This is a genomic window from Ruegeria sp. CJ9 (assembly GCF_056536625.1).
The window spans coordinates 123,097-136,231 of sequence record NZ_JBQFPY010000007.1 but is presented as its reverse complement, the minus strand read 5'-3'; the positions used below and the strand labels follow the sequence as shown (position 1 = coordinate 136,231).

The 13,135-nt window shown below is 58.7% G+C and carries 11 protein-coding genes; 7 read left to right on the top strand and 4 right to left on the bottom strand.

Annotated features, from left to right (window positions below; translation table 11 throughout):
• Nucleotides 1-75: 75 nt before the first annotated feature.
• Both ACR0AJ_RS15580 and ACR0AJ_RS15575 read right to left on the bottom strand, forming a co-directional pair.
• Nucleotides 76-309 carry a hypothetical protein gene (locus ACR0AJ_RS15580; protein ID WP_170350557.1) on the bottom strand — a complete coding sequence of 78 codons (234 nt, stop codon included), beginning with the start codon at nucleotides 307-309 and terminating at the stop codon, nucleotides 76-78.
• 314 nt (nucleotides 310-623) lie between these two features.
• Nucleotides 624-2,282: an NAD+ synthase gene (locus ACR0AJ_RS15575; RefSeq protein ID WP_170350558.1), complete on the bottom strand. Its 1,659-nt coding sequence runs from the start codon at nucleotides 2,280-2,282 to the stop codon at nucleotides 624-626.
• Nucleotides 2,283-2,428: 146 nt separating this feature from the next.
• Between ACR0AJ_RS15575 and ACR0AJ_RS15570 the strand changes: the two genes are divergently transcribed.
• Nucleotides 2,429-3,874, top strand: coding sequence for an MORN repeat-containing protein (locus ACR0AJ_RS15570; protein ID WP_170377678.1), 1,446 nt, complete (start codon nucleotides 2,429-2,431; stop codon nucleotides 3,872-3,874).
• A 4-nt stretch (nucleotides 3,875-3,878) separates the two neighbouring features.
• Here the strand turns inward: ACR0AJ_RS15570 and ACR0AJ_RS15565 are convergent, their stop codons facing one another.
• Nucleotides 3,879-4,544 (bottom strand): SDR family NAD(P)-dependent oxidoreductase, encoded by a 666-nt coding sequence (locus ACR0AJ_RS15565; protein WP_480741286.1) that lies wholly within the window; start codon nucleotides 4,542-4,544, stop codon nucleotides 3,879-3,881.
• Between the two features lie 291 nt (nucleotides 4,545-4,835).
• Between ACR0AJ_RS15565 and ACR0AJ_RS15560 the strand changes: the two genes are divergently transcribed.
• Entirely contained in the window at nucleotides 4,836-6,404 is a 1,569-nt protein-coding gene (locus ACR0AJ_RS15560) for a 2-isopropylmalate synthase (RefSeq protein ID WP_480741284.1), read from the top strand.
• Between the two features lie 171 nt (nucleotides 6,405-6,575).
• On the opposite strand, the gene ACR0AJ_RS15555 is transcribed toward ACR0AJ_RS15560, so the two are convergent.
• A complete protein-coding gene (locus ACR0AJ_RS15555; protein WP_480648182.1) occupies nucleotides 6,576-7,361 on the bottom strand; it encodes a 23S rRNA (adenine(2030)-N(6))-methyltransferase RlmJ in 786 nt (261 codons plus the stop codon).
• A gap of 154 nt (nucleotides 7,362-7,515) precedes the next feature.
• Here ACR0AJ_RS15555 and ACR0AJ_RS15550 point away from each other — a divergent pair, with 154 nt between their 5' ends.
• From ACR0AJ_RS15550 to rodA, 5 genes are read left to right on the top strand one after another with little or no spacing between them, the layout of a single operon-like run.
• On the top strand, nucleotides 7,516-8,562 hold the full coding sequence (locus ACR0AJ_RS15550) for a rod shape-determining protein (RefSeq protein WP_008756832.1): 1,047 nt from the start codon (nucleotides 7,516-7,518) through the stop codon (nucleotides 8,560-8,562).
• 56 nt (nucleotides 8,563-8,618) lie between these two features.
• On the top strand, nucleotides 8,619-9,521 hold the full coding sequence (gene mreC, locus ACR0AJ_RS15545) for a rod shape-determining protein MreC (protein ID WP_480648180.1): 903 nt from the start codon (nucleotides 8,619-8,621) through the stop codon (nucleotides 9,519-9,521).
• Nucleotides 9,514-10,050 carry a rod shape-determining protein MreD gene (locus ACR0AJ_RS15540; RefSeq protein ID WP_480741283.1) on the top strand — a complete coding sequence of 179 codons (537 nt, stop codon included), beginning with the start codon at nucleotides 9,514-9,516 and terminating at the stop codon, nucleotides 10,048-10,050. The genes mreC and ACR0AJ_RS15540 overlap by 8 nt, the downstream gene beginning before the upstream one ends.
• Nucleotides 10,047-11,996, top strand: a complete 1,950-nt coding sequence (gene mrdA, locus ACR0AJ_RS15535) for a penicillin-binding protein 2 (RefSeq protein WP_170350565.1) — start codon at nucleotides 10,047-10,049, stop codon at nucleotides 11,994-11,996. The genes ACR0AJ_RS15540 and mrdA overlap by 4 nt, the downstream gene beginning before the upstream one ends.
• Complete coding sequence (gene rodA, locus ACR0AJ_RS15530) at nucleotides 11,993-13,132, top strand: rod shape-determining protein RodA (RefSeq protein ID WP_170350566.1); 1,140 nt, start codon at nucleotides 11,993-11,995, stop codon at nucleotides 13,130-13,132. Before mrdA ends, rodA begins: the two co-directional genes overlap by 4 nt.
• Nucleotides 13,133-13,135 lie beyond the last annotated feature (3 nt).

The following is a 13,135-nucleotide window of genomic DNA, read 5'->3' as shown; positions in this document are numbered from 1 at the left end:
ATTTTCAAAAGTTGTGGCGAACACGCCAATAGGCGCGAGAAAACACGCGCCATTCCGTCCGTATTCACCTAGAAATTAAGCCGCGCCGCGCAACTCTGCCAATTTCTGGCGCAGGGTCGCCCCCAACCCGCTGTCTTTCGTCTCGACCTCTTCATCCATCTCGGCCTGTTGAGGCAGTTCAGGAAAGACGGCCGGCGCTTTTGTGGATTTCACCTCAGGCTCGGGGTCTTCGGGCTCATCCTCGCGAAGAAGATCCGCGATGGCAGAATCCAACTTAGCTTCGTCCAGAACCCGCGCCTCGGACTCCATTGATTTGTACCTCAACGGCGGGTGAAGCGGTTTGTCATATCCCTCATACATAATAACACCAAATCGTTAACTCAGACATCCAATACCAAGTGCGCCACAATTCGATACTTTCGAAATAAGGTCACACCGCCCCAGATGGGGCGTGAATTAAGCTAAAATGTGGCAAAAAAATGTCTCAATTTCAAGCCATCCATTCCAAGAGAGGCTGGAAAATTAGAGTGTTATCGGAAAATTTGAAACAATGCTCACCTCTCTGGGCAAACTAGCCTAGCGAAGGAGACAATCATTTTTTCCTTAATTGGTTCCAGAGCAGTTCAGCCTTTGTCCCGCCAGCGATTCACAATCGGATAGCGGCGATCCAGCCAGAAAGCCCGATGTGTCAACCGAGTTCCGGGGGCGGACTGAAAGCGTTTGTATTCGCTGATATAGATCAGATGCTCGACCCGCCGCGCATCAGCCTCGTCAAATCCGGCAGCGACACAATCGGCGATCGAGCCCTCACGATCGACCAGAATATCCAGAATGGCATCCAAAACCGGATAGTCGGGCAGGCTGTCGCTGTCCTTTTGGTCCTCACGCAGCTCGGCACTAGGCGGTTTGTCGATGACCGAAGGGCGGATCACCACACCTGCGGGCCCCATCATCCAGTCGCGGTGGTTTGCATTGCGCCAGCGGCAGGTCTCGAACACACGGGTTTTGTACAAATCCTTGATCGGGTTATAGCCGCCGTTCATGTCGCCGTAGATGGTGGCATATCCCACCGCGACCTCGGATTTGTTGCCTGTGGTCAAAAGCATCTCACCAAACTTGTTCGAGATCGCCATCAACAGCAATCCGCGCAAGCGGGATTGGATGTTCTCTTCGGTCAAATCCGCATCACGCCCAGTAAACAGCGGGGCCAAGGTCTCGGTCACGGCTGCCCTGCTGTCCGAGATCGGCACATAGTCATAGTGAACGCCCATCGCCTTGGCGACGGCTTCGGCATCGTCCAATGACGCCTGACTGGTGTATTCCGAAGGCAGCATCACACAGCGAACATTCTCAGCGCCAATGGCATCCACTGCGATAGCCGCGACCAAGGCAGAATCAACGCCGCCCGACAAACCCAGCAGCGCTTTTTTGAACCCGGTCTTGCCCATATAGTCGCGCAAGGATTGCACCATGGTGCGATAGTCCTGCTCCCATTCGTCGGGCTGCGGCACGATTTCTGCGGGCACGATGCGCCAGCCATCATCGCCACGCTCCAGATCGATCTGCGTCACGGCCTCGTCAAAGACAGGCATCCGAAACGCCAGCTCTCCGCCCGGGTTCAGGCCAAACGTGGCCCCGTCGAAAACCTGATCGTCCTGACCGCCAACCATGTTCAGATAGATCAGCGGCAGGCCAGTCTCGACCACGCGGGCCACCATATGATTCAGGCGCACGTCGTATTTGTTGCGGAAATACGGCGAACCATTGGGGATCAGCAGAAACTCGGCCCCGGTTTCCTCAAGCGTTTCGGCCACGTCCGGATGCCAGCTGTCTTCGCAGATCGGGCTGCCGATGCGGGTGTTGCCAACCGCATAAGGCCCGCCCAAAGGCCCGGCATCGTACAGGCGAACTTCGTCGAATACAGTTTCATTGGGCAAATGATGTTTCAACGACTTGCTGCTGATCCGCCCGTTCTTGAGGATCAGGTACGCATTGAAAAGATTGCCATCTTCTGCCCAAGGTCCGCCAATCGCCACCGCAGGGCCATCGGCGCATTGTTTGGCCAGATCCACGACCGCCGCCATCGCCGCCCGGTGGAACGCAGGCTTCATCACCAGGTCCTGCGTGTTGTAGCCGGTGATGAACATCTCGGGGAACGCCACCAGATCGGCCCCGGCCTCGCGCCCCTGCTTCCACGCGGCCAACGCCTTGGCAGCGTTACCGTCGATATCCCCCACGGTGGGATTGAGTTGCGCCAGAGTGATACGGAAACGGTCGGCCATTGTGCCCTCTTGCCCTCGTCAGTCTTACAGCCATTTAGCAGATCATTGCGCAAGTAAAAGGCAAATGCGGCAAAACCCGTTGCTCTGCCCCCACCGGTACCTTAGTTTTGCGCAAAAGGATCAACACTGGGCAGGCAGGACAGATTATGAACGCTTTTCGCATTTCCATTGCCGCATCAGCAATCGCTCTGATCGCTGCTGGCGCCGCCGCGCAGAACGGTCAGGTAATCACCACGGACGATGAAGTTGGCGGCGTCTATGAAGGCACGTTTGAAAACGGCCTGCGTCACGGAACCGGCACGTATCGCCTGCCTAACGGGTTCGAATATAGCGGTGAATGGGCCGAGGGTGAGATTCAGGGCAAGGGGATTGCCCGTTATGTCAACGGCTCGATCTACGAAGGCATGTTTGTCAAAGGGCAACCCGAAGGGCGCGGCAAGATCATCTATGCCGACGGCGGCAGCTATGATGGTGAATGGGCCGACGGGTCGCTCAATGGCGCTGGCATCGCGATCTATGCCAATGGCGCGCGCTACGAGGGCAATTTCAAAAACGCGCGTTATCACGGCAAGGGCGTGATGACGGACCCCAGCGGCTTTAGCTATGACGGGGACTGGGTTGATGGTGTCAAACAGGGCAGTGGCAAGATTACCTATGCCGAAGGCGGTATCTACGAGGGCGAAATCAAGGATGGTCAGCGCCACGGTCAAGGCAGCCTGACCCTGCCCGACGGGATGACTTACGTCGGCGATTGGGTCGAAGACCGCATAACAGGCTCCGGGCGCATGACCCTTGTCAACGGTGACGTCTACGAAGGCGAACTGATCGAGGGTCGGCGGCAAGGCAAGGGCAAGATGATTTATGCCAATGGCGACGTCTACGAAGGCGACTATGCCAACGATCTGCGCCATGGTCAGGGGGCCTATACCGGCACTGACGGATTTGCATACACCGGCGAATGGACCGACGGGCTGCTTGAGGGTTTAGGTGAGATGACCTATCCGGATGGCTCGGTCCATGTCGGCGATTTCAAGGCTGATCTGGCCGAGGGTAAGGGCCTGATCACCTACCCCGACGGCTCGACCTATGATGGCGATTGGATCGCTGGTGTGATTGAAGGTCAGGGTATTTCCACCTATCCCAACGGCACGGTCTACAAAGGACAGTTCAAAAACGCCAAACCGAGTGGCAAGGGCATTCTGACTTCTGCTGACGGGTCCAGCTATGACGGGGATTGGGCCGATGGTCTGCGTCAGGGCAAGGGCTTGTCCACGTACCCCGATGGCACCACCTATTCCGGCGAGTTCAACGCAGGCAAACGCCACGGGCAAGGTGAAATCGTCATGGCCAACGGGTTCAGCTATTCTGGCCAATGGACCGAAGGCAAGATCACCGGTGACGGGATCGCCACATACCCAAGCGGCGATGTTTACGAGGGCAGCTTTGTCGACGCCAAACGGCACGGCAACGGCACAGTGCGCTATGCCAACGGCGAAGAGGAAACCGGTGTTTGGGAAAACGGTGCATTGGCGACATCGAACAGTGCGACCCCTGAGGCGGATGCCACGGACTCAACTGATTCGGACGGCTGAACCTTCACCACGGCACGGGTTTGCCGGCCCAATCGAAAAACCCTCCAGTTTCGGCTGGGGTTAAATGCGCCATCACGGTCAACAGGTTCTCGGCGGCTTCATCCGGTGCAACAGCGGGATGACGCCCCAGGTATTTTCGGGTGAATTCAGTTTTCACGGTGCCGGGATGCAGGGCAACGCAGATCGCTTGCTGGTGGGTACGATGCAGTTCGATCGCCCCCGTATGTACGATCTGGTTCACCGCTGCTTTTGCTGCGCGATAGCTGACCCAACCGCCCAGCCTATTGTCCCCGATGGACCCGACGCGTGCCGATAGCACAGCAAAAATCGCCCGGCGATCCCGCGGCAGCAGGCGTGATGCATGGCCCAGAATCAGCGCAGGTCCGACAGCGTTCAACGCAAACTGGCCCATCATTGTCTGTGCTGTGACCGCACGCATTGTCTTTTCCGGTGCCGCCCCGTTGATTTCTAACGCGCCCGAGGCGACGAGGATCAAATCGAAGGGGCCGGACAACTTGCCCAATACGCTCTCAATACCGGCGGGATCGGTTAAATCAAATCCGTCCGTAGATCGCGACAAGGTGGTCACCGCCACGCCCTGCTGCCTCAGGCGGTGACATACCGCCTGACCGATTCCTCCTGACGCGCCTATGATCAACGCTGTTTTCATCACTAACCACCTAGACGTCCTGTTACGCGGATCAATACGCCACTCTTGAAAGAAACCCCTGCAACAGCAGTTAAGGCGCAAATGGGTCTTTTCATTCTGGGCGGGCTCTGTATAAATTCCGCCCCATGATCAAGTGCGCAGATATCCCTTTTGCCGACACCGCCCTGCGCGGTGCGTCTCTGCGTGGCCTACTGATCCTAATCCGCCTCTGAGCGTGCCATCCGGCGCGCCCGCTCAGAGGAGGACGCCCGCGCGCCATAGGCTTTAGGACAGAAGAAGAAAGAGAATCCCATGACCAACGTGACCGACCAAGACCGCGTCTTGATCTTTGACACCACTTTGCGCGACGGCGAGCAAAGCCCCGGCGCAACCATGACCCATGACGAAAAGCTGGAAATCGCAGAACTGCTGGATGAAATGGGCGTCGACATCATCGAGGCCGGTTTCCCCATCGCGTCCGAGGGCGATTTCAAGGCGGTATCCGAGATCGCCGAGCGATCCAAAAACAGCCGCATCTGCGGCCTGGCGCGTGCCAATTTCGCGGATATCGACCACTGTTGGGAAGCCGTGAAGCACGCGGGAAAGAACCGAATTCACACGTTTATCGGCACCTCACCACTGCACCGCGCCATTCCGAACCTGACACAGGACGAAATGGCCGAGAAAATCCACGAGACTGTCAGCCACGCGCGCAACCTGTGTGAAAACGTGCAATGGTCGCCGATGGATGCAACGCGGACCGAGTGGGATTATCTGTGCCGCGTGATCGAGATTGCGATCAAGGCCGGCGCCACAACGATCAACATCCCAGACACTGTGGGCTATACGGCCCCGATGGAATCGGCTGACCTGATCAAGCGCCTGATCGAAACGGTGCCGGGTGCAGATGAGGTGATATTTGCCACCCACTGCCACAACGATCTTGGCATGGCGACGGCGAACTCGCTGGCCGCTGTCGCGGGCGGGGCACGTCAGATTGAATGCACGATCAACGGCCTTGGCGAACGCGCTGGCAATACGGCGTTGGAAGAGGTCGTCATGGCACTGCGCACCCGCAACGACATTATGCCGTGGAACACCGGCATTGATACGACCAAGATCATGCATATCTCTCGCCGCGTCGCGACGGTGTCTGGCTTCAACGTGCAGTTCAACAAGGCCATCGTAGGCAAGAACGCCTTTGCCCATGAAAGCGGTATCCACCAGGATGGCATGCTGAAGAACCGCGAAAACTTTGAGATCATGCGCCCCGAAGATATCGGCCTCTCGGGCACGTCCTTGCCTTTGGGAAAACACTCGGGCCGCGCGGCGTTGCGCGACAAGCTGGAAACGCTGGGCTATGAGGTTGGTGACAACCAGCTCAAGGATATCTTCGTGCGGTTCAAAGATTTGGCTGACCGCAAGAAAGAGGTGTTTGACGACGATCTTATTGCACTGATGACGCTGGACGATGAAGACGATCATCTGCAATTGGTGTCGATGAAAGTGACCTGCGGAACCGGCGGGCAAGCGGAGTCGACGGTTGAGTTGGAAGTGGACGGCAAAGACATCATCGCAACCGAACACGGCGACGGTCCGGTGGATGCGACCTTCAAGGCTATCCGCGCGATCTTTCCGAACAAAGCCCATCTTCAGCTGTATCAAGTGCATGCAGTAACCGCGGGCACTGATGCCCAGGCCACGGTGTCAGTCCGTCTGGAAGAAGACGGCATGATTGCAACGGGTCAATCGGCCAACACGGATACGGTTGTGGCTTCGGCCAAAGCCTATCTTCACGCCTTGAACCGCCTGATCGTACGCCGTGAAAAAACCGGCCCCGGTGCCGACGCGCGCGAGATCAGCTACAAAGATCTGACCTAGAGACAAAGGTCAAAGGCTCCCGCATCCGCGGCGGCCCGGCTTCGCCGAACCTTCTTGGGTTTTGGGCCCGGCAGCGCGCCAAAGGCGCGCTGCCGGGCCCAACTCGGTTGGCTGCATCTTTGATGCGGGCAAACGAGGCGGGAGCATTCTGGAATTGACTGTAGACTGTGTTCAGAGCGCCTTGAACAACTTAGTCAACCTGGCGGCTTCGTTTTCCAGACCGAAAGGTGCATTGACGATAAACATACCTGAACCGACCATGCGGTGCCCTTCTCGCACCGGATCAAACCGAACCTCGTGGCAAAACGCCTTGGGCAGATTCTGCGCCTGCAGCGCCGAAACCATGGCCCGGTGACGGTCATCCGTTAGAAGCGGATACCACAGGGCAATCACGCCAACATTCCACTTGCGATGCAGTTTGGCGATGATGCCGGGCAGACGATCATATTCCGATTTCACCTCGTAGCTTGGGTCGATCAGCAACATCCCGCGCCGCGGCGTCGGCGGCAGCAGGGATTGCGCCAATTCGTACCCATCCTGCTGATACACTTTGGCTCCATAGGGTGACATCGCCATAGCCAAAGCCGCGTGTTCCTGCGGGTGTAGCTCCGCAAAGTGCAAACTGTCCTGATCGCGCAGCAAACTGGCCGCGATCATCGGAGAACCGGGATAGGCCACGCTCCCCTGTCGCTGCTGAACCGCCGCAATTGCCCGGCTCAGTGGATGATCCGCATCGAACCAGTCGGCCTTTTGGGCTCGCCCGATTCCCGCCGCCGCCTCGCCCGTGCGCAGTGCCTCAACCGCATCCAGCTTATACAGCCCCCGTCCAGAGTGGGTTTCAAGGTATGTCAGCGGCTTGTCTTTGCGGGTCAAATAATTCAGCACCCATGCCAATAATGCGTGCTTTTGCACATCAGCCAGATTCCCGGCGTGGTAAATGTGTTGATAAGAGAGCATATTGCCTTCTAAAGTCCCTCTCAATAAGGCGGAAAGGTGCTGATTGTCGCGGAATCAGCCCTTTAACCGGGCGTATTGGCACCCTATAAGTCATCCGTCCCGGAACCGTCGAGTCGCGGGCAGTAGAAAACCGACATACAGGATCAGGGGAATCATGGGGATCTTTGGCAATCTAGGCGGCCTGTTCACAGCGGACATGGCCATCGACCTTGGGACAGCGAACACGCTGGTTTATGTCAAAGGACGCGGCGTGATCCTGTCGGAACCGTCCGTTGTCGCCTACCACGTGAAAGACGGTGTGAAAAAAGTGCTGGCCGTGGGCGAGGATGCCAAGCTGATGTTGGGCCGGACGCCGGGTTCGATTGAAGCCATCCGCCCGATGCGTGAAGGCGTCATTGCCGATTTCGACACCGCCGAAGAGATGATCAAACATTTCATCCGCAAGGTGCATAAGCGCTCGACCTTTTCGAAACCCAAAATCATAGTCTGCGTTCCACACGGCGCAACTCCGGTTGAAAAGCGTGCGATCCGTCAGTCGGTTCTGTCCGCAGGTGCGCGTCGCGCCGGATTGATTGCGGAACCTATTGCTGCCGCGATCGGTGCTGGCATGCCAATTACTGACCCGACCGGCAACATGGTCGTTGATATCGGCGGCGGCACCACCGAGGTGGCCGTTCTGTCGCTGGGCGACATCGTCTATGCCCGTTCAGTCCGTGTGGGCGGAGACCGGATGGATGAAGCCATCATCTCGTATCTGCGCCGCCAGCAGAACCTGCTGGTGGGTGAATCGACCGCCGAGCGGATCAAGACCACCATTGGCACCGCCCGTATGCCCGATGACGGCCGCGGTCAGTCGATGCATATCCGTGGCCGCGACCTGCTGAACGGCGTGCCGAAGGAAATCGAAATCAGCCAGGCGCAAGTGGCCGAGGCATTGTCGGAGCCAGTTCAGGCGATCTGCGAAGCCGTCATGACCGCGCTGGAAACCACTCCGCCCGATCTGGCTGCGGACATCGTGGACCGAGGCGTCATGCTGACCGGAGGTGGCGCGCTGCTGGGCGATCTGGATCTGGCCCTGCGCGAACAAACCGGGCTGGCCGTGTCGATTGCAGATGAAAGCCTGAATTGTGTGGCTTTGGGCACCGGCAAGGCGTTGGAATATGAAAAACAGCTGCGCCACGCGATTGACTACGAAAGCTAAGGCGCGCACCCTTTAAGGGACAACACTCGGGCAAGAGCAGCACGGGAAGGTAACCTGTGGCAAAGGACCGATCACAGCGCGACGAATACACCACCCCCCTGCGCCGTCTGCTGTTGGGGATTGTGGTGCTGTGCCTGCTTGCCATCTTTCTGGTCTGGCGGATCGACAGCCCGCGCGTGGAACGGTTCCGCGCGCAGGTCGTGGACCGGGTGGTGCCCTCGATGGAGTGGGCAATGGTCCCGGTCACCGCCGTGGTCAACCTGGTCCGCGATTTCCAAAGTTACCAACGCCTGAGCGAACAGAACCAGGAGCTGCGCAGCGAGCTGCGCCTGATGCGCGCCTGGAAAGAAGCAGCACTTCAGCTTGAACAGGAAAACGCCCGGCTGTTGGATTTGAACAACGTGCGTCTCGATCCCCGTCTGACCTATATCACCGGGGTCGTGATGGCCGATAGCGGGTCACCCTTCCGGCAGTCGGTTCTGCTGAATGTGGGGGAACGCGACGGCATCACCGATGGCTGGGCCACAATGGATGGGATTGGTGTGGTCGGGCGCATTTCCGGCGTGGGGCCGGACACGGCACGGGTGATCCTGATGACCGATGCCTCCAGCGCGATCCCTGCCACAATCCAGCCCTCTGGCCAGACCGCCCTGATCACCGGCGACAACACGTCCGCACCGGCGGTCGAGTTTCTGGAGAACCGAGAGCTGGTCCGCCCCGGCGACCGGGTCGTAACCTCGGGCGATGGTGGCGTGTTTCCCGGCGGTTTGCTGATCGGTCAGATCACTGCTGATCCCGGCGGTCGCCTGCGGGTGCGCCTGTCAGCAGATTTTGAACGGCTCGAATTTCTGCGGGTGCTGCGCTATCAATCAGCGCCTCAGATCCGCGATACGGGTGATATCGTCGGTCCACGAAACCCCGAGGCCGCCCTGACCCCGTCCGAGGTCGGCGATGGATAACGCAACCTCACAGCTTTGGTCCAAGCGTGGGCTGTATCTTATACTGGCCGCCCTTGTGCTATTTCTGCACTTGCTGCCACTGGACACAAAACCGGACCGCTGGCCATTTCCCGACTTTTTGATCGCACTGACTTTTGCCTGGGTATTGCGGCGGCCCGAATTTGTACCGACCCTGCTGATCGCCTTCGTCATGCTGATGGCTGATCTGTTGTTACAACGCCCGCCCGGCTTGTTGGCCGCGCTCGTAGTGTTGGGCTCGGCTTATCTGCGCTCGGCTGCATTTGGAATGCGGGATTCAGGTTTTGTTAGCGAATGGTCCACCGTTGCGGTGGCGATCACGGGAGTTTTCATGCTGAACCGTGTCATTCTTGCTATTGTGTCTGTACAACAAGCGGCATTGGGGCCTGTAGTGATACAAGTGGTTCTGACAATTGCGGTTTATCCTTTGATCGTTCTGCTTAGCCAGAACGCGCTTGGCGTGCAGCGCGCAACCGTGCCCAATACCAATGCCGTAGGGGCACGGGGATGAAACAGCGCAAACCCAAAGCCCCGGGCCTTGCCTATAAACGCCTGCCTCGTCGAGCATTGCTTTTGGGTGGGCTACAAGCCGCCTTCATCGGCGGGCTCGCCGCCCGGATGCGCTATATGCAGGTGGATCAGGCCGATGAATACCGCCTGCTGGCCGAGGAAAACCGGATCAATATCCGCCTGATCCCGCCAACCCGTGGACGGATCTACGACCGGAACGGCGAGATCATCGGCCAGAACTCGCCCTCATACCGTATCGTCATGGTGCGCGAAGATGCCGGTGACGTCGATCAGGTTATCGCCAAGCTTTCAGAGCTGATCCCCCTGACGGCAGATGAGATTGAACGCGCCAAGACCGAAATGCGCCGCTCGGCCCCGTTCCTGCCGGTCACGCTGGCCGATCAGGTCACGTGGGAGGATATCTCGAAGGTTGCCGTCAACGCACCCGCCCTGCCCGGTGTGATCCCCGAAGTGGGACAGACAAGGCAGTACCCGCGCTATGAGGATTTTGCCCATGTGGTCGGCTATGTCGGCCCGGTCAGCGATTATGACCTGAGCCAGATCGAAGACCCAGAGCCGGTCCTACGAATTCCGCGGTTCCAGATCGGCAAGGTCGGGCTAGAGGCCAAGCAAGAGATTGCCCTGCGCGGCAAAGCCGGGGCGAAACGGGTCGAGGTCAACGCCACCGGCCGCGTGATGCGTGAACTGGACCGGCAAGAAGGTGAGACCGGGGCCGACTTGCAGCTTTCTGTCGATGCGGATCTACAGCAATACGCGCAAGCACGTCTGGCCGGGGAAAGTGCCGCCGCCGTGGTGATCGATTGCGAAACCGGCGATATCCGTGCCATCAGTTCAGCCCCCAGTTTTGATCCGAATCTGTTCGTGCGCGGTATCTCGGTCGCAGACTATCGGACGCTGACACAGGACAATTACCGCCCGCTGGCCAACAAGACGGTTCAGGGCACCTATCCGCCGGGCTCGACCTTCAAGATGATCACCGCCATGGCCGCGCTTGAGGCCGGGGTGATCGGGCCATCGAACACAGTCTATTGTCCCGGCCACCTAAAGGTGGGCAGCCGCCGCTTCCACTGCTGGAAACGCGGCGGGCACGGCACGGTTGATTTGGAAACCTCGCTGAAACGCAGCTGCGACGTCTATTATTATGACGTGGCTCTGCGCACCGGTATCGACAAGATTTCGGAAATGGCGCGCATTTTTGGTCTGGGCGTAAAGCACGACATACCGATGTCTGCCGTCGCCGCCGGGTTGGCACCTAACCAGGCGTGGAAGCAGCGTGTTCATGGCGAGGAATGGCTGGTCGGCGACACGGCGAATGCCTCGATCGGTCAAGGCTTTATGCTGGCCTCACCGCTGCAATTGGCAGTCATGACGGCGCGGATTGCAACCGGTCGCGCGGTGTCGCCGCGGCTGGTACGCTCGGTGAACGGGATTGAACAACCTTCCGGCGCGGGAGAACCGCTGGCGGTGAACCGCAATAATCTGGAACAGGTGCGTCATGCCATGTTCACGGTCTCGAACAACCGGCGCGGCACCGCCTATCGCAGCCGTATCATCGCGGATGAATTCCGCATGGCCGGTAAAACCGGCACCAGCCAGGTGCGCAACATCACCAAGGCGGAGCGCGCAGCCGGTGTGATCCGCAACGAAGACCTGCCATGGGAACGCCGCGACCACGCGCTGTTCGTCAGCTTTGCACCCTATGACAATCCGAAATTCGCCGTGGCCGTGGTGGTGGAACATGGCGGCGGTGGCTCCAAGGCAGCGGCCCCGGTCGCACGGGACATCATGTTGCAAGCGCTGTACAACGGCACACCGCCGCTCGAGGCCTATCCGGCTGGCGATCGCGACCGCATCAAGGAACAGCAAAAACGGCTTGAGGGCGATCGCCGCCCCAAAGCGCGTCCGACCGAGAAGGACCGCGCATGAGCTATCTTGAATATGCCGTCAAATCCACACCGTCGGGGTTCCGCAAATTCCTGTATATGAACTGGCCACTGACCCTGTTGCTGATCAGCACAGCAAGTGCCGGATTCCTGATGCTGTATTCGGTTGCGGGTGGATCGTGGATGCCCTGGGCGGAACCGCAGATGGAACGCTTTGGGCTGGGTCTGACAGCGATGTTCATCATCGCGCTGGTACCGATCTGGTTCTGGCGAAACATGTCTGTCGTGGCCTATCTCGGGTCAATCGTATTGCTTGTTTTCGTTGAGCTTTTTGGCACCATCGGCATGGGCGCGCAGCGCTGGATCGACCTGGGATTCATGCGACTGCAGCCGTCCGAGGTTATGAAAGTTGCGCTGGTTATGGTTTTGGCCGCCTATTACGACTGGCTACCGTCTCATAAAACGTCACGCCCGCTGTGGGTGCTGATCCCGGTGGCGTTGATCCTGATCCCCACGTTCATGGTTCTGAAACAGCCCGATCTGGGCACCTCAATCCTGCTGTTGGCGGCAGGTGGCGGGCTGATGTTTTTGGCTGGAGTCCACTGGGCCTATTTCGCCGCCGTCATCGCCGCTGTGGTCGGCCTGATTGCCACCGTGTTCAACAGCCGCGGGACCGAGTGGCAGTTGCTCAAGGATTATCAGTTCCGACGGATCGACACGTTTCTGGACCCGTCTACCGATCCGCTGGGCGCAGGGTATCACATCACCCAGTCCAAGATCGCTTTGGGATCGGGGGGATGGAACGGGCGCGGGTTCATGCAGGGTACGCAGTCGCGTCTGAACTTTTTACCCGAAAAACACACCGACTTCATCTTTACCACGCTGGCCGAAGAGTTCGGCTTTGTCGGTGGCATCACCCTACTGACTCTGTATGGCCTGATCCTGGTGTTCTGCCTAATCACCGCGCTCTCGACAAAAGATCGATTCTCATCACTGGTGACGCTGGGCATCGCACTGAATTTCTTCCTGTTCTTTGCTGTCAACATGTCGATGGTGATGGGCCTTGCCCCGGTGGTGGGAGTGCCGTTGCCGATGGTCAGCTATGGCGGTTCCGCCATGCTGGTTCTGATGGCCGCCTTCGGCATCGTCCAAAGCGCCCATATCCACCGCCCCCGCTGATCC

Excerpts from the sequence above, each read along its gene's own strand:
- ACR0AJ_RS15580 (WP_170350557.1), bottom strand. The coding sequence starts at position 309 with ATGGAGTCCGAGGCGCGGGTTCTGGACGAAGCTAAGTTGGATTCTGCC.
- ACR0AJ_RS15575 (WP_170350558.1), bottom strand. The coding sequence starts at position 2,282 with ATGGCCGACCGTTTCCGTATCACTCTGGCGCAACTCAATCCCACCGTG.
- ACR0AJ_RS15570 (WP_170377678.1), top strand. The coding sequence starts at position 2,429 with ATGAACGCTTTTCGCATTTCCATTGCCGCATCAGCAATCGCTCTGATC.
- ACR0AJ_RS15565 (WP_480741286.1), bottom strand. The coding sequence starts at position 4,544 with ATGAAAACAGCGTTGATCATAGGCGCGTCAGGAGGAATCGGTCAGGCG.
- ACR0AJ_RS15560 (WP_480741284.1), top strand. The coding sequence starts at position 4,836 with ATGACCAACGTGACCGACCAAGACCGCGTCTTGATCTTTGACACCACT.
- ACR0AJ_RS15555 (WP_480648182.1), bottom strand. The coding sequence starts at position 7,361 with ATGCTCTCTTATCAACACATTTACCACGCCGGGAATCTGGCTGATGTG.
- ACR0AJ_RS15550 (WP_008756832.1), top strand. The coding sequence starts at position 7,516 with ATGGGGATCTTTGGCAATCTAGGCGGCCTGTTCACAGCGGACATGGCC.
- ACR0AJ_RS15540 (WP_480741283.1), top strand. The coding sequence starts at position 9,514 with ATGGATAACGCAACCTCACAGCTTTGGTCCAAGCGTGGGCTGTATCTT.
- mrdA (WP_170350565.1), top strand. The coding sequence starts at position 10,047 with ATGAAACAGCGCAAACCCAAAGCCCCGGGCCTTGCCTATAAACGCCTG.
- rodA (WP_170350566.1), top strand. The coding sequence starts at position 11,993 with ATGAGCTATCTTGAATATGCCGTCAAATCCACACCGTCGGGGTTCCGC.